At 36.1% G+C, this 18,488-nt stretch carries 7 protein-coding genes; 5 read left to right on the forward strand and 2 right to left on the reverse strand.

Going from position 1 to position 18,488, the window contains the following annotated elements; all coding sequences use genetic code 11:
* Positions 1-14: 14 nt before the first annotated feature.
* Positions 15-2,042, reverse strand: coding sequence for a DUF4331 family protein (locus IPI15_RS15945; RefSeq protein WP_287421191.1), 2,028 nt, complete (start codon positions 2,040-2,042; stop codon positions 15-17).
* A gap of 91 nt (positions 2,043-2,133) precedes the next feature.
* A complete protein-coding gene (locus tag IPI15_RS15950) occupies positions 2,134-3,834 on the reverse strand; it encodes a DUF4331 domain-containing protein (RefSeq protein ID WP_353738788.1) in 1,701 nt (566 codons plus the stop codon).
* Positions 3,835-4,351: 517 nt separating this feature from the next.
* Here IPI15_RS15950 and IPI15_RS15955 point away from each other — a divergent pair.
* The 5 genes from IPI15_RS15955 to IPI15_RS15975 all read left to right on the forward strand — a co-directional run bounded on the left by IPI15_RS15955 (position 4,352) and on the right by IPI15_RS15975 (position 18,480).
* Complete coding sequence (locus tag IPI15_RS15955) at positions 4,352-6,148, forward strand: sensor histidine kinase (protein ID WP_287405528.1); 1,797 nt, start codon at positions 4,352-4,354, stop codon at positions 6,146-6,148.
* 16 nt (positions 6,149-6,164) lie between these two features.
* Positions 6,165-6,875 carry a LytR/AlgR family response regulator transcription factor gene (locus tag IPI15_RS15960; protein WP_287405529.1) on the forward strand — a complete coding sequence of 237 codons (711 nt, stop codon included), beginning with the start codon at positions 6,165-6,167 and terminating at the stop codon, positions 6,873-6,875.
* A 186-nt stretch (positions 6,876-7,061) separates the two neighbouring features.
* Positions 7,062-8,870 (forward strand): porin family protein, encoded by a 1,809-nt coding sequence (locus tag IPI15_RS15965; protein ID WP_287421193.1) that lies wholly within the window; start codon positions 7,062-7,064, stop codon positions 8,868-8,870.
* Between the two features lie 74 nt (positions 8,871-8,944).
* On the forward strand, positions 8,945-13,975 hold the full coding sequence (locus tag IPI15_RS15970) for a hypothetical protein (protein ID WP_287421195.1): 5,031 nt from the start codon (positions 8,945-8,947) through the stop codon (positions 13,973-13,975).
* Positions 13,927-18,480, forward strand: a complete 4,554-nt coding sequence (locus IPI15_RS15975; RefSeq protein ID WP_287421197.1) for a hypothetical protein — start codon at positions 13,927-13,929, stop codon at positions 18,478-18,480. The genes IPI15_RS15970 and IPI15_RS15975 overlap by 49 nt, the downstream gene beginning before the upstream one ends.
* Positions 18,481-18,488: the final 8 nt, after the last annotated feature.

The raw sequence follows: 18,488 nt of genomic DNA on the forward strand, positions 1-18,488 counted from the left end.
CCTGGAATTAACTGTTATCTATCAATTTTTGTCACTTTGACACTTTGGATCATTTTGTCATTCAACTGAATGTTAGCGAAGTAAGTACCTGATGGTAATTTACTTTGTTTGAATCTAGAAGTGTATTCACCCGGAGATTTAACACCTTCATTAATAGTCTGAATTACTCTACCTGAGATATCAACCAAATTAATTCTGATTGTACCGCTTTGAGCAAGTTTGTACTTAACGTTCAACTCTGCAGTAAATGGACTAGGATATGCGTTCAACATTACTTTTGGTGTATTAAGACCAAGATTTTTAGTGGCTAATACATCTCCTGCATAGCTATCTCCTTTGAAACTCTCCCATGGAGCAGCTACGAAAGGAAAACATGCCTGGAATGGCTTATCATTCTTAGTTACACCTGCATTGAAGCTCAATACACTTACTAGATTTGGAGTTACAGGGCTTTCACCTACCACATAATCATCATACCATAGACCTATTGCTGCAAGAGCAACACCAGATACTGCTTGTAATTCGATAGTCGTAACATCATCTTCCAATCTTCTTCCATTAGGAAATCCATCCATGTTTGGAATAAACTGAATGTCAGTAGTACCATTATATTTAGGATCTGTAAGACCCAATACTGCTGCGTTCACTATACCCAAAGAACTGAAATTAGGATCATCTCTCGGTGTAGCAGGAACAGCCATATTTAATCTCAACATGTCACCCAATGAAGGAAGAAAGTTGTTGATAAATGGTTTGCCAGCTGCTAGTGGATTACCATTTTTGCCTGTAGCTAATTGGTAAGGAGCTAAGTTTGGAACACCAGTATAAAATATTGGTAAAAGATCCACTGCACGAGGGCTGTGATCATCCGGAAGTAAAATTGTACCAAACAAAGCATCATCCAATGCAGTTCCGGCTAATGCAGGATTGCCTTTCAAAGGAAATAAGCCTGGTTGTCCATTTCTAAAGTCAAAAGCACCAAGTGATTTTGATTGGATTCTCAAAGCAGATAGACCTGGTACGGCACCACCGAATTGTGAATCATCCATGTAAAGAGCTAGCTCAGGATTCGTAAAGTATGGAGCGAATTGAATATCATCACCGTAAGGTGTAACTATGTTCCATAAGTCTTTTGATCCGATTGGAATAATCGCTTCATTAGTCAAAGGCATTCCAAGTCTTGAAACCTGGATCCAGTTGCCTGAAGTAGTTGGTTCTGTTCCATCAGCACTCAATACTGTCATCGCAGGACGGCTAGAAGAAGCCCATACACCAATCACAAATTCAGGATCAAGGATGCTTGCTGCTTTGTCAACTGTCTTACCATCTTTCTGAAGATTTTCAATCGGAACTTCGATTACGATTGAATGGCAATTAAATTTAGCCACTCCATCTCTCGCTTCACCTTCTTTTCTGAACCCACCAGCATCGAATATACCTCCTAGGTCAACAAAAAATGGATCGTCAACAGGACCGCAGAATACTTTTTCACCGGTGGTTGCTTCAGAAACTGCTGCTGCCATTAGAGCACTGTATGTAGTGCCAAGACCTACTGTAGAATTCTCGATAGAGCGTGGACCGATATTCGGTGGAGGTACTACTCCATTGATGATGATCGGTGTAAATGTTACACCTGCATCAGTACTTTTTTCACAAGTATAGGTTGTTTTAACATTCTGTAAACCTAATCTGATATTGAAGAAAGTAGAAGGATCTTCATCTATTCTACTGAAAGTGAATCTGTATGTGACTTCGTCACCAAGTTTAGAAGCGTCATTGTCGACGTGGATCTCATATCTGATATTCTGACCGAAAGTGTACCAATTTGGTCCACCTGCAGGATGCTCGAATGGAATGTAATTTGCAACCAAGATGATTGAATTAGTATTACATGGACTTCTGAAAGCATATACATCCGTATTATCCGCTAATGCATCATAAGAGATTAATGGTGCTTCTCTGTGCGAGGAAGCTAGTAAAGAATTATTCAGGATCAAGCACATGAATATGCCCAATAATGAAGTATATATTAATTTTTTCATTGAAAATTTATTTTATTATTTCAGTTTAACACTTGTTGTAAATTCAACTTTGGTCAATTATGAAATATATTAATTAAACTAATTTCTGTTTTTAAAATCTGTCCTGAAGTGTGTAATCGTAACCTCTCCATGGAATCTGAACATATGGGAAAGATTTCTTGAAAGGAACATCATTTTTAGTAGGTCCTGCTGTAAAGCTTAATACACTTACTAAATGAGGAGTCACAGGACTAGGATCGCCAGGTACATAATCATCATACCAAAGTCCGATAGCTGCAAGAGCGACACCGGCTACTGCCTGAAGCTCTATTGTAGTAACATCATCTTCAAGTCTTCTTCCATTTGGAAAACCATCCATGTTAGGAATAAACTGGATATCAGTCGTACCATTATATGCAGGATCTGTAAGACCAAGTACTGCTGCATTTACAATACCTAATGAACTGAAGGCTGGATCATTTCTATCTGTAGGAGGTACAGCCATATTCAATCTCAACATATCACCTAAAGTAGGTAGAAAGTTGTTGATAAAAGGCTTACCGGCTGCAAGAGGATTACCACCTTTACCTGTAGCTAATTGGTAAGGAGCAAGGTTAGGAACACCTGTGTAGAATATTGGTAGTAGATCTACTGCGCGAGGACTTTTTTCATCCGGCAAAAGAATAGTACCAAATATTGCATCATCCAAAGCTGTTCCGGCAACTGCAGGACTTCCTTTTAGACCAAACAAACCTGGTTTACCATTTCTAAAGTCAAACGCACCCAATGATACTTTCTGAATTCTAAGTCCGTTCAATGCAGGAACTGCGCCACCAAACTGAGAATCATCCATGTACAATGCTAATTCAGGATTGCTGAAATATTTAGCAAATTGTAGGTCATTTTCAGGAGTCGTTGCATTCCAAAGATCTTTCGACTGTAATGGAATAATCGCTTCATTAGTCAAAGGCATACCCAATCTGGATACCTGAACCCAATCACCACTGAAAGACATACTGCCATCCAGGTTTAATGTTTTGATTTGTTGTCTGCTGGCTGAAGCCCATACTCCAATGACGAAATCACCATCAAGAATACTTGTCGCAGCGGAAACATCTTTTCCGTCTTTTTGTAACATCTTGATAGGAATATTCAAAACAATGCTATGAACATTGAATCTGGCTACACCGTCTTTCGTTGGATTGACATCATTGCCTTCAGGTCTGAAATTACCAAGATCGAATGCACCTGCCAAATCCACAAAGAAGGGATCGTCAGCTGGTCCACAAAATGCTTTTTCACCTGTAGTAGCTGTAATGATACCTTGCTGTACAAGCACATCATAACTAGATACACCTAAACCAACCGGAGAACTCTCGATAGAACGAGGACCGATATTGGCTGGTGGAACTATACCATCTGTAATGATAGTAACAAATGTGGCACCACCATCTGTGCTTTTCTCACAGGTATAAGTTGTTTTAAGATTCTGAAGACCTAATCGAATGTTGAAAAACGTCGTAGGATCTTCGTTCTTACTACTAAAAGTAAATCTGTAAGTAATGTCGTCCTTTGTGGTTGCAGTGCTGTTCTTGATATGAATCTCATATCTTACGTTGGTACCAAATGTATAATAGTTAGGACCTCCTTCCGGTGATTGAAAAGGAATGTAGTTAGCTATTATAGTAATTGTGTTAGGATCATCAGGACTTCTGAAGGCATATAAATCAGTATTATCTGCCTGTGGATCTGATGAAATTAGTGGTGCCTCTCTGTGACTGGAGGCGAACAAATCTGAATTCAAAAAAAACATGATCGCTAGCAAGCATGTTTTTCCAACCAAATAAGTTGTGTAAGTACTTCTTTTCATTCTAAATATTTTTTAGTTATGATGTAGTTACGTACCTAAAGATTGTTTGGATGTTGAAATGTTAAAAAAATATTGAAAACCCTATAGTTGACTTAGGTCATAGAAATATTAGAACTATGAAGATATTCAGCCTTGCTATATAGAATCAACCAAGGCTGTCTTTTCAGAACATATTGAGGCCATTTCGTAACATCAACATGGAAATAAGATATCTTATAGATAAAACCACTTATTTTTGGAGTTGGATGAAGATAAATTATGCATTGTATTCCAGTCTTGTTGACCCAAATTTTGAAAGCTTAAATACTTAACTCTAATTATTAAATTTCTGAGTAAGCAATATCTTGATGGTTTGCATTATAGCATGGACTTATTGTATATTGCCTTTATTTCAAAGAATTTAAAATTTTATAAGCACACTTAAATAAAATTGAACCAAATACTTTTGCTCAATAACATAATGAAGTTTAACAGAATATCGATTATTAGGATTGCTTATTGCATAGTGATATTTCTATTTTCAAATATTGAAGCAACTGCACAGAACAATGAATTTTTAAAAAAGCAATATGAAAGGCTGGAGGAATTATTGTTAAAAGAAAATGACATAGAAGCAAACAGGATTGCTGATTCAATTATTAAACTTTCACCTAAGGGTTCATTGGACCATGATTTTCTAATGATACTTCATGAAAAAGGAAAGGCTCTGGAATTTCTTACCCGTTATGTGGAAAGTCTTAACATATATTTTGATGTTTTAAATAGAAGTAAAAAAGCTAAAGATCATTTTGCAGAGGCACTTACTTATTTATCTCTAGCCAGGATCTATGATAATTTATCAAGAAAAGAAGAGTTTAAAAGCAATTTGGATAATGCCCGATCAATTATTCATGATTATGATATCAATTATTTAAGAGCGGAACTTGCTATTCGGAGCGCATCTTATCACAGATTTTTTGGAGGAAGAGACAGCAGTCTATTTTATACAAAACAGGGAATTTATTATGCTAATAAATATCAAATCAAAAAACTTATTCCTGATGGCTATTTGATGATGGGACACCTATCTACTAAAAATGAAGAAAAAATCGGATATTATAAGAAAGCTGCTTCAATATTTAGAAAATATAAAAACGATTTTGGTGCCGCTTCTCAATACTTGAATGTAGCTCATTACTACAGTAGAGATAGTAATTATGTCAATGTGAAAATAAATTTGGATAGTGCCAGATACATGATTTTTAATAAATATTCAACGGATCTTGAATTATACTATCTGAAATATAGATACCAAAGTCAAATAGCCGAATATTATGAACATTTTGGGAAATTAGATTCATCCAATTACTATTTAAAATTAAGCCATATATATAGAGATTCGGCAGATAGGGTAGCATTGAGTGACAAGGTATTGAAATATGAAGTAGATATTGCTGTATTAAAGGAAAAGCAACAACAAAGTGAGCTAAAATCACGATCTTATTATTTATTAATTGCCCTAATAGCTGCGTCCACAATCTCCTTGCTTCTCTGGTGGTTTTTAAGAAAAAATACCAATAAAAATAATATAATTCAAAGGAAAAACGAAGTAATTCTGGATCAAAATATAGAATTGGAAAGGCTCCTTCTTCATCAGAAAAAACTATTATCTGAAGTGCACCATAGAGTAAAAAACAATTTACAACTTGTTATTAGCTTAATGGCCATTAAAAGTAATGCTTCAGACAATCAGATCTTCAAAGACGATCTGGAGGACATCGCAAGCAAAATACAAAGCATGTCGCTCATTCATGAGCAGTTGTATCGGGTTGGCGAATTTTCTGTCATAAATATTTCTGACTACCTGACCGATATAGCGAATTATTTTAAAGACATTCTTAAAAATGACATGCCCATTGAAATTAAAACTGATGTTAATAATGAAATAAATCTAAATATTGAAACTACATTGCCCATAGGAATTATTATAGTGGAATTACTAAATAATTCTATTAAATATGCACGCCCTGTAAATGATCATTTAATAATAAACATAGATCTTCATCAAGTAAATTCAGAGTATCTACTTGCTTATGCAGATAATGGAATTGAAATAACTCCCAATAAGAAAGGATTAGGCACTTTATTAATTGAAAATATGGGGCGTCAGTTAAATGGTAGAACAACATATCTGCAAACTGCCGGTTTTTCTTACAAACTTCTATTCATACAAAAACAAGTTTCTGCAATTGATATAGATCCGAACAATAATAAATAATGAAACGATAAACTTCATGAAATCAATTTCTGTAACTATTGTAGAGGACGAATTACTGATAGCCGAAAGTATTAGAATTTATTTAATTGAAAGAGGTCATCAGGTTGTCGACATATGCATTTCCTATGAAGAAGCCATCGCATCATTGAACAATAATCCTCCGGATATTTTCCTTTTAGACATTAGATTGTATGGAGACAAGTCCGGAATTGATGTAGCTCACCATATAGCTCAAAATACTTCAATTCCTTATGTATTCCTCACCTCTCAATATGATGAAGTAATACTTAAACGAGCAATTGCCACTTCGCCATTCGGTTACCTAACAAAGCCCTTTCGAAAAGAGACACTTTGGACCACTATCGAAACCTCCTTCCACCTTTCAGAAGGGCAAAAGTCTTCAGAGGTATACCTTCAGGTTTTCGACGGTCAAAAGAACCACAAAGTGAGTTTGAAGGAAATAATATATATAAAATCAGAACATGTCTATATCGAAATATTTCTTAATTCAGGTGAAAGTATTTTAATCCGAAAAACTATAACTGACTTTTTAGAAACATTAAATGATGATAATTTTTTAATGCCCCACAGGAGTTTCATTGTCAATACGAAGTACATTAATTCCTGGGATCAGAATAATATTTATTTAAACACTGTGGAAATACCTATAAGTAGGAGTAGAAAAAAAAGTGTGCTTGAAACTTTGACGAAAATTAACGAGAAATAATTCACATTTAAATTATAATTCTAAGCTGCTGATAATTTCCGTTTAATCCATATTATTATAAATCACTAATTCCTTTCAGAACATTATCACGACCTTTCAGAACTTGATAACGTATAAGTTTTCCTGGTCAGTCATTTGTTTATACATTTAATTCTATTTTTTAAGCATTTACACTTACTCGATACAATGAATAGAAATATTTTTGTAATAATACTGATATTATTATTATCAAATAATTTTATCAGTGCCCAGTTAAATTCTCTGGAAAACCTCGAAGAATTTGAAAAAAAGGGATTTATTAAAAACACTTTTAAGGGTTTTATAAAAGGATTCACTGACTTTGGAGAACCATTCCAATTGGGAGGAAGCCTAGCCCTCAATATGCGTTCCTATGATGCTTTTGGTGGACCACTTAGGCAAGATCCATTCTTCTATTCAGTTGCTGCAAATTTAAATACACGTATTTATCAAATAGATCTCCCCATTTCTATCGTCCTCACCGCTAAAAACACCACACATTCTTATCCAAGCATCTCAGATCTCAAAGAATCACTAAAGGATAAATTGAATGAAAAAAAGAAAAGTTTTGCCCGCGTTGGCATGAGTCCATATTATAAATGGACAAAACTGCACCTCGGTCATCGTGCCATGTTTTTTTCCAAATACACGATGAATAATATTAATTTCTTTGGTGCGGGTGTAGAGCTCACTCCGGATAAATTAAGATTCGGAGCTATGTATGGACGCCTTGCAAAAGCAGAGCCGATAGATCTTTCACTTGCTACACCAAATTTACCGATCTATAGAAGGATTGGTTGGGGTGCCCGACTTGGTTATGGTGATGATCTTGCATCGGCCGATATAGAAATATTCAGTGCAAAAGATGATTTAAATTCCATTGATATACCGGCTGATTATCCAAAACAAACAACTGCGGAAGGCAATGTGGTCATTGGAGTTCAGTTACAAAAGCTATTTCTAGAGAAAATCAGAGTAAAATTGGACTACAATGTAAGTGCTGTTTCTCCTAATGTTTTAGATGATAATTCAGAAGTAACAGGAATTAAAAAAATGGTATTTAATGCTAATAATACTACTAATTTTGGAACGGCACTTGAGGGTTCAGTAAGTTATGAAGGAAAGAAATTCACCGCCGGAGCTATTGTCAATCGCGTAGGGCCGGAATATAAATCACTTGGAGCGTATTTCTTTAATAGAGATATATTAGATGTCCAAGGATTTGGAGCATTTAGCTTTTTGGATGGTAAACTTAATACTAATCTCAAAGCCGGTATCCAAACTAATAATCTGGATGAAGCCAAACCTTCCACAACTAAAAGATTTATCTATGATGTACAGGCATCCTGGTCAGTTGAGAATTTAAATGTCAGTGGTAATTACAGCAATAACACCTCGAGTGTAGGATATGTATTAAACCAAAATCTTGACTCGCTCAATGCAGTAATAGTTACCAATGATGCCGGATTAAATGTTAATTATTCTATTCCAACAAAATCTAAAATTAATCATAATATTTCCCTGACCGGAAATATACAAAATGTAAGCGATGACATCGAAAAAGCTAGCCGACAAACTTCTTCCAGATTGATGCTTGCAAGTCTGTCATATGCATTGTCCACGCCTTCCAAATGGATGTATTCATTGCGAGCCAATTATAGTAAAAATACTATTCAAAACATTAAGTTGGACAGGACAGGATTTGGATTAGGTATCAAAAAAGCTTTTGATAAACCAAAGATTAGTATTGGACTGGATGGCAATTTATTCAATAATTCTAATGAATTAAATCTTAAATCCAGAAATATAATTACACAACTTTCTTTAGGCTGGGGAATCGCAAAGGGGCTAGGATTGCAAATCCAATGGGGCATACTTAACACCACCTCTGATAGTGCTCCAACCTTAACTGAAAGTATGGGTAATTTTGGTTTACAATATCAATTTAGCTATTCACCAAAGAAAAAATCGAATTGACACACACACTTAATTTGATGCACACACTTAATTTTATTTTTACACTTGCACCGAAAGGTTTTAACTCCTTTGACATGAGATTTAAAATTTCTACATTAATCGTATTAATTGCCCTGTTATCTAACGCAAATATATCTGCTCAAAACCAGGTTTATCCCGTTCAAGTGACAGGGAGTCTCATTCCTCCACATTCATTGGACCTCAAGGTATATGGCACCGACCGAAATATGGATCTGTCATTTAATGCACTTTTGAAGGATCCAACTCAAGCATTTCTAAGTGTAGTTCCCAGGATTACTATCGAGCAAAGTGGCAGTGAGATCTACGGTACGGATCCAAATTTTTTCGGAGGACAATTATTATTGAGCCAATTTGAGAACCAAACTATTGATGGACTTTTTTTAAATAAATACCTTTCGAATGCTGCATTGTCCGGTAAAGGTGGACAAGGCATGGGTTCGGTGGAAATACCTGAAGGATTTAACCAGGTTTGTTTGCAATTTTATGGGGTGGAAAGAAGTGTAGCTGTATCAAACAAATTCTGCGTTTCAGGTAATTTCAGATTAAATCAACCTCCACAAATTATCAAACCGGCATTTAACGAAAAGATAAAAATTCCACCTGTACAAAGCACCATTTTCTCCTGGCAACCAATGCATATTGGTAGTGGTAATAATCCCGGAATGGTGGAATACACTTTTGAAATAGTGGAACTTCCTATGGGTGTCATGAATGCTAATGACGTCTTCGAAACTGCCTTGAAAGTATACAATACGACAACTAATGCAACATCACTTTTATACACACAAGCAGAACCAATACTGGAAGCCGGCAAGATCTATGCCTGGAGAGTGACAGCCAAAAGTGTCCTATACCCCACAAGTAAGTTATTCCAAAATGATGGGAAAAGTGAGATCTCTACCTTCATTATGTATGATGGAGACGTCCCTTCTGATCTCATCAATCCATTGGACAATCCATCTCCAAGGGGCTGTTCCGTGTACGAAACGTCTTATGGTCCGGTCATTAAAAGTGACAACCAGCCTTCCGTATTGATTCCAAATCAAATAGTGAAAGTTGGTTACTTTAATTTGGTCACTTCTCAGTTGAATGGTGGATTGGATGGATATTCAGGTACAGGATGGATCGAATATCCGATGCTGAGATCTAAGATTGAAGTGAAGTTTGAGAATATAAAGGTCAATAAGGAAAACCGGGTATACGAAGCAGGTAATATTGAGTCAATTATAGATCCTTCACTCCTGTTAACTCCGGATCAATTGAAAGCCGATGTAATTGGACAAAATGTAGAAATCAATTATGCCAATAAATTAAAAAAAGCAACTCCAAAATCTCAGATAGTTTCAAACTTATCTCCCGGAAATCTGAAAAAAAATAAGTTGCCAATGGCGCTTAATAATCCGGAATTTCCAAATGCTAAAATGTATGTCACCGGAGTTAAATTCACCCCTCAAAATGCTTACTTGACTTTAATTGGTGTTGAAAATGACCAATCTAACACCAATGGAGGAATGAGTATTTCTGCTGCCACAGCTATTTCTTCAACTCCTTATGGAGTGAAGCATGATGCATATTTGGTGCCATTGAAATCCGCATCTTCCGGCAAAGTGAATATAATTCCTGCAATCCAAAAGTCTATTAGCGCATCAAATGACAGCAGAATTTATTGTGATTGTAATGGTTATGGTAAATCCGATGTAAAAGAAATTCTGACAATTAATCCTGATCTTTTGTTACAGGCTAAGAATAGCCAACCAATACCACTGGGTCTTAAAGATAAAAAGCAGGCTATTGATACATATTCAGGAGATATTGCGGGAATTCCTGACTTTAGAATGCAAGGGTTTGAAGCTTATACTTTTTCTTCAAATAGCGGTAATTTAAAGTTAAACCCATCCGTGCCATTTGACAATCTTCCTGCAGATATTGCCTCAAGAATTAACAACTCAGTCTCCAAGGGTGTTTGGCTCCAGGAGGCTAAAATAGCATTGCCGACCAAATATGATCTTCCAAATAATAAAAATATTGTTTTAGACCGTGGTGATATGTTTATAAATGAGGAAGCAATTGAATACGCCAAATTCTCTAAATCCAATCTCCTTCCAGTAGAAAAAGGTACCATCGAAAACTGGCGCTTCAGCATAGACGAAATGTCTATCCTCATTGATAAAAGCGAATGGATTGGCCCAACTTTAAAAGGGCAATTAAAACTACCAATTGCTTCCAATCTAATTGGATATTCCGGCAGCTTCAATCAGCAAGACAATGATATTCCAACAATTGTAACAGATGAATTACCCAAAACACTGGATATGCCTATGTGGAAAGGAAATTTTATTGTTGAAAAAGAATCAACCATATCTGCGGACCTGAGGAATATTAATGATGAAAATACATTGTATCCAAAAGCTAATTTATTCGGGACATTTTCAATGAAAATGGGCGCTGAAGAATTTAAAAATTCACTCAAAGGAAACATCGCTAAAACACTTCAAAATATTGAAAATGTTTTAAAGCCGGCAAATAAGGAATATTCATTCGGTCTTACAGGAATGAATTTTGAGAATTGGAATATGGAACCCTATTCTTTACCAGAAGAAAAATATAAAGCAAATAAAATTGATGTCTCGAAAGCCAATTTGACCCTCGGTAATAAATCATTTCCTTTAGCAGATGCTACTACCAAATATGTGATAGAAGATGGTGTAGAAAAAATGGCACTAACCTTCACTGTGACTTCCGGAAAGAGTAAAATGGGATTCACCATTTGGGCGCAATTAAAAGGTGATAGTTTTGTATTTGATCATATTGAAGATGACTTTATAGAACTCAATTGTAATTGTGAAAATGGTCAAACGTATGGGCTGATAGATTTTAATAAAGTCTATGATAAAATCATTCGAAATAAATTATTACCTGACGGCAAAAACGATTATAGTGGAAGTCAGGCTTCAGTTGTAGAAGATAATACTCCATTCAGTTCTGCCTACAATTCATTAAAGAATATTTTAATAGAAAATACAAAAAATGATTTTGTATTAGTAGATGAAAAAACACTTTTCTGGCCTTTAATTGACAAGAATTTAAATATTGTTAAAAGTGGAAATAAAATAACTTTTGATGAGAAGATTCTTGTCGATGAGAATTTGTTTAATAAACTTGGGTTTAAAGTACCCTTTAATATTCCGGCCGGTTCAACTTTATTTATTTCCAGTTTAAAAATAGAGAATTGGAAAGCTGAAGGGGCACAAGCTTCTGTTACTTTCGAATTAATGTCGCAATATGACGCAGCGAAGACATCAAATCTAATGACCTTCAAAAGCAAAGGTTTGACGGCTTCCGGAAGTTCAATTGAATTGGTTAATGTAGATCTTTTTGTAGTAAATCCCGCCAGCCCAGAAATATGGAAAGTTAAAAACTATATCTGGAAATCAAGTGACACTAAATCCAAAAAACAAGGCTCCGCACGTATAGATTGTAACTCAGGGTTTGTTTCCTTTGAAATGTTTGGTGAGGTGGAATTAGCAAACATGGTGGATAAGTCAAATGACGAAATTGCAAAAATACCCTTCGAATTAAATTCCGCCACCAATGGCAACAAGCATTCGTTGACAGAATTCGTTGCAGTTTGTAACGATTATTTACCAAAAGATGCTTCTAAGAAATGGAATATTCACCCAAAAGATCAGCCACAGGTCAGTTTCAAAGCCGGTGATAATTATTCTATTTATTTCGATAGCGCTCCAAATATTAAAGTACCCGGAAATCTTGTTTCTCAAACATTCGGCAAGAGCTCATCAGATAATGCATTCGAAGGAATTGTTTTTGCAGAAGTGAGTTTTGAATTAACAGGATTTAATGATTTGAAAAACTTACCTGTTACCGTAGAAACTGAAGATGTTATCTATGTTTTTAATGAAATTGGCAAGGGTTTTTATTCAAATTTCGAAGCAGAAGATATTGTAGATAAATCATTAAATTACAAACTTTCAGGCTGGAAATATGGACTTTCCTCAGTGAAATTTTCCATACAAGAGACCGATTATTCTAACGACCTTGAACTGGAAGGTTCGATTAATATTCCACTGTTCAAAACCAATCCGGACGATATAAAAAGTGTGGAATTTGATTCAGCCTGGGTTGACTTTTCTGGCAAAATTTATATAAATCAACTTACAACTACCAATCATTTAGAAAGTTATTTTGAGCTGGATGACATTTCAGGCAAAGTCTTTCAATCTGATTTTATTCCCGGCCTTGGATTTGGATTAACTGATGATTCTAACGTGGAATTAAGTTTTAATAGGACGACAAAATCATTTGAACCAAAAGGGGAGTTCAACGGAATTGGAATCGTGTTATTGACCACACAGACTGCAAAAGACTACGGTATCAATGTGCCTGATGGCATAGACTTCTCTTTGAGTTGCTTAAAATTTGAAGGCCTGAAACTTAATCATAGTGCTGCATCAGCCAGTCAGAACTCGATAAATGAGTATGGTATCAAGTCAATTGAATTCGGTAGTTGGGGAGTGATTGGCAAGAGTGAAATATCCGAACCTGAGGAGGATGAAACTGAAGCAAAACCTGCAGAAACCGGTAAGAAGGAAGCGCAAGTTCCGGAGGTATCAAAAGCAAGCGGCAAGATCATCAGAAAAAAGGACGGCACAGGAACAGTTTCCACTACTTCAGGTTCCGTTAAAGTGGAAAAAGTTGCTGAAGTATCTAAAGCAAGTGGCAAAATCGTCAGAAATAAAGAGGGTGTAAAGGTAGTTTCTACGGCAAGTGGATCTGTCAAAAGAACTAAGAAATCTGCCGTTGCAGCTACACCCAATCCTACAATACCTCCCTCAGATACGGAGCCGGAATTTAATGGTTTAAAATTTAGTGTGGATTGTTCAGGCGTAAAAGCAGTAGGAGATAATTTTGAATTAGGTATTGGAATTACCTTAAGTTTATTAGGAGATAATAAAGAGAAAAAGGAGCAGATAAAGATGTATCAACCTGTGCCATCAACGCAAAAGGCGGGATTGGCTTGGTTTTTGAACGAAATACTCAGCAAAAATTTGTTCCAAAGGACATAAGTTTCAAATGCCTTAGTCTGGATGGATCAATAGGACCATTGGAGTTCAAAGGAGGTCTAAATATTCTTCGTACACCTAGAGATAAAGATGGAAATGTAATCGCTTCCGGCAATCATGGATCCGGATTTAAGGCCTATTTATCCGCAACGATCATGGGCGCTGGTGGCATTCAGGCAGTAGGACAGTTTGGCAAAAAAAGCACTTCGAACGATGAATCTTTCTATTATGGATTCGTGGATATCGAAGGATTTTTACAATCGGGTATTCCTCTTCCGCCACCTACCGCTGTAAATCCTCCCATCATTGACCTTTATGGTGCAGGTGGAGGTATCCGCATTAATATGAAAAGCTTAAATCCTGTGGTGGATATGCAATTGAAAAAAGATTCCGGTCTTCCACCAGCAGATGAATGTACTATCCCGGATGCTAAGTATTTGTCACCGGGTGTTGGTTTTTCTCAAAACTATGAACCTCAAAAAGGAAGTTACGGTGGCAATTTTTATCTTATAATGGGTCCTTGGAACGAACTTGACAATGGTCCTGAACCTCAGTATACCATCATTGCGGAGCCGGGAATCGACATTGAAATATCCACAAATAAAACTTCAGGAGAATTGCAATTTGAGAAATTCAAAGCAAACATTCATGGATATTTCAAACCTAAAAGTCTGGCAAAAAGACGCGACGAAAATATCGGTGATGCTTTCGTCTCGCTGGAAATTAATTTTGCAGAGCGGGCACTGATAGGACAGTTCGGAATGCGCATGAAAGTGGACGCACCGATCGGAGATAATCCAATAATTCAAATTCCTTCAAATTATTCCAGCACTGATTTTAATACACAAGCTAATTATTGTTCGGGTTTATTATTGTGGTCATTTGACAATAGAAATGACAAAAAGCCTTCTTTCAATTTCAAATTCGGAGGGAGCAGTGTAGGAAATTATAAAAGTGCAAGCAAGCTATCCTACAATACTGCTAAAATCTCTTTGACAGAGGCATTGACAATCGAAGCAGGAGCATATTTTCAAATTGGAAGTGATGTGGATGCCATGGCACCTTTAAAGGAACTCATTCCTCAGATATCAGACGAGGAATCAGCCGAAAAGGATTTAACGAGTAGCAATTCTTCAAAGAAAGACGTCAATTTAGCAGATGCTGCACCGGGCATAGCATTCGGAGCAAAACTCAATGTAAAATCCGATATTTCGATGGGGCCAATATCTGCGGCTTTCGATTTAGGGCTGGGTTTTGACATTAATATGAGGAAATACGATAAAGTAACCTGCTTAAATAATGATAACAAAAAAATTGGAATTGAAGGATGGTACGCTCAGGGACAGGCATTTGCTTATGCGAAAGGTGATATTAATCTCGACTATGATTTAATATTCGCAAGCGGGCAAGTCAACATCATGAAGGTGGGTGGATTCTTACTGATGGAAGCTAAAGGTCCTAATCCATCTTATTTTAGAGGGTGGATCAATGGTAATTACAGTGTTTTAGATGGACTTTTGGAAGGAAGTTTTAATTGCAAAGTGGAAGCTGGGGCCAAATGTGAAGGAATGGAAGCACCATCACCATTAGAGGGTATTTCGATTTTTGCCAATGCAAGCGTAATTGATGGGCAGACCAATGTAAGTCGCTACGATGACATCAAAATAAATACCAACATCGCCTTGCAAAAAGACTTCAACGTGACCAAGGTAGATGTAGATGGCAATCCTGCTGCAACTGAATCATATATAGCTGATATAAAAGATATTCAGATTTATTATATTATAGAACAAAGATTGCCTAAACCGGGTGGTGGCTCGTTTACAAAAAAGTTTGAACGAAAATTAAATAATAATATTCAAATTAATGCAAATAAAAAAGGGATTGTATTATCATTTGAGGATGCACTTCCACCAAATACCGAAATTTCATTAAAATACACCTTCGTTTGGAAGAAAAAGGAATATAAAGATGGCAAACCAATCTATATAGAAAATTTTCTTACCGGCAAAAAGGAAGATAACAGTATGGAACCTAAAATAGAAACCGGTACCATTAAATTCACTACTGGAGGTCAACCTACAACTATTGTACAAGGTATGGTAGAATACATGGCGCCCGGAGTGAGTCAAAGATATTGGCACAAAGGTTATGCAGATTCCGAAATAAAATTCAAACTGAAAGCCCTTGAAGATGCGGTTAATTTATTTCCGGAAAATTGTGAAGCATGTGGTTTAATAGATGGAAAAACTGTCAAGAATGACTATTATGTTTTATTGAAAGAATATGGTTTGGACGGAAAATATAAAAGTGAGCAAAAAATTCCAATCACCAACCATCCAAGAGCATCAGAAAAAGCCAAAATATTACAAGCTGAAAAACTTTCAATCAATAATGGCCAGTACAACATTAATGTTCTGAAGGAAATAGAAATACCGGTTAGTAAAGTTTCATTTCCTGATTTGGAGAATATGGAATTAACCAAGGGTGCAATGTATGAATTGAGTGTTTTGAAAGTTCCACTTCTTCCGGTAAGTCCAAATTCCAATGACAATAATAAGAATCAGAAGATTTTAAAAGATAATACTTCCACTTTACATTCTTCCTTTTTTGCAGTAAGTAATTACAATAATCTTCAGGAAAAACTGAATCTGACGGAAGTCAAACACATGGAATCTACAGTAAAACGTCGAGATTTCCAACATCCAAATGACAGTTATGACGCACAAAGATCAGCGGCGATCTCGCAATTAGGCGAAAGTAAATTCCATTCCGTAAAGGATGATTATTATGCCTTTAATATCAAAAACGACAATCTGGAAGGCTTTGATCAATACGATATCATGCGCCTGAAAAGAAATATTCAACTAAAATATGACCAGGAGTATATTCCGGAGACAAGAATTAATCAGGATCGATATGGGGGAAAAGGAATTTTTATTGATTTTGATAATTGGCTGAGCAGTTACAGTGGCATCGGAAGCTACATGAGGAAAGTATTATATGATTACACTCAGGCTGAGAATAAAGGAATAGCTCAGTATGGCAATTTGCAGACAAGCGATGGAACGAAATGGAATTATAATATCTCCGGACCCGCTGAACCCAAAGCAGCACTGCTTCAATCGGACGAAATAGCAGCAAAAAAAGTAATACATAAAATAGGATATAAAACGAAGTCCGATCCAAATTATTCCACACCTGTTTTTGAACGAGAAGTTGAATTTGATTTCCTAATTCAGGATCTGAGGTCAAGAATTGTAATTAATCAAATGGCCTGGTTGTCAAAGTTAAGCCAGAAAGGAATTACTAATGAAGCCTTCATAAATAAGGGATTTGGTTTTCTTGCTGAAAACCTAAAAACTACCCCAGCATTGAATGGTTGGTTTCCCGGCAATTATCCGATGGGTGAATTTCTTAGTAGCAATAGAAGGGTGAATGATTTTGACTGGATCTTATACAGTGATAATCAAAAGAAAGGTAAAGGTAATCAATATACTTATATAGCTTCTGAACCGGGTTATCAATTTAGCTACCATGGTCCATCTACGATCACCTTCCCCGATGGTAAAGAATGGGGTGAATTGACAGAATCTAAAAGGGATCAAGCTAATACATCAATGAAGGCAACTAAGACCTTTCAGCCAAATCGTTCAACATCCATAAATACTGAATATCCTGTGACTGATGCTACAGAAATGATGGAAAATTCCTGGTATAAATTTAAATATGGAGGTAAATATTTATATGGTAGTAATGAAGAGAATAATTGGAGTCGTTTATGGGGCGTTGGTTACCCTTACAATGATTTTAGCTATCAAAGTGGGCAATATGGTTTGTTCAATCTTGGTGCCAATGGTTGGTTGACCATTCGCAATATATCAGCGGTCGATGATCTGGAAGGTGGATATGAAAATGTATGGAGTCTATACACTAACTCAAACAAAACTCATGGAGCGGTCAATTATCGATATAGAAATGATGATAATCCTGAAGACAAAAACTTCCCACAATTAATCAATAGACTGGATGGCAAGATCAAGCCTGAAAAATCCAACGGCAATAACAACATGGAAATAGTCGAAGTAGCGAATCCTACCTTCCATCCGGAGAAATGGTACTATTTAGAAGATCATGGTTATAGAATTAAGGACGACAAAGGAAATGAGAAATGGCGTATTTTGGTGGAAGGTAAGTTTTTCAAATTTGTAAGTGGGAATGGATATATACTCAAGGGTCACCACTATGTTAACAATCGATTTGGCATTTTAAGTAGTGGAAAGACTGATTATTCCGTGGATGTAACAGATAAGAGCTTTCCTAATAACTATGACGACGCGAATGCTTATTTCAGAGCAGTCTGGGCAGTAGTTTCAAGTGGGAGTGGAAATTATTATTATATTAAAAACATATTTTATCCACAACATTTTCTATCGATCAGCAACAATCAGGTCCAACTTAAAAGATCTGACTATGGCGATCAAATCAAGATCACTGAAATAAAATAAGCAATACG

The organism is Candidatus Brachybacter algidus (assembly GCF_016707225.1).
GTDB lineage: Bacteria > Bacteroidota > Bacteroidia > Chitinophagales > Saprospiraceae > Parvibacillus > Parvibacillus algidus.

Coding starts and splice junctions, on each gene's coding strand:
- IPI15_RS15955 (WP_287405528.1), top strand. CDS start 4,352: ATGAAGTTTAACAGAATATCGATTATTAGGATTGCTTATTGCATAGTG.
- IPI15_RS15950 (WP_353738788.1), bottom strand. CDS start 3,834: ATGTTTTTTTTGAATTCAGATTTGTTCGCCTCCAGTCACAGAGAGGCA.
- IPI15_RS15970 (WP_287421195.1), top strand. CDS start 8,945: ATGAGATTTAAAATTTCTACATTAATCGTATTAATTGCCCTGTTATCT.
- IPI15_RS15965 (WP_287421193.1), top strand. CDS start 7,062: ATGAATAGAAATATTTTTGTAATAATACTGATATTATTATTATCAAAT.
- IPI15_RS15945 (WP_287421191.1), bottom strand. CDS start 2,042: ATGAAAAAATTAATATATACTTCATTATTGGGCATATTCATGTGCTTG.
- IPI15_RS15960 (WP_287405529.1), top strand. CDS start 6,165: ATGAAATCAATTTCTGTAACTATTGTAGAGGACGAATTACTGATAGCC.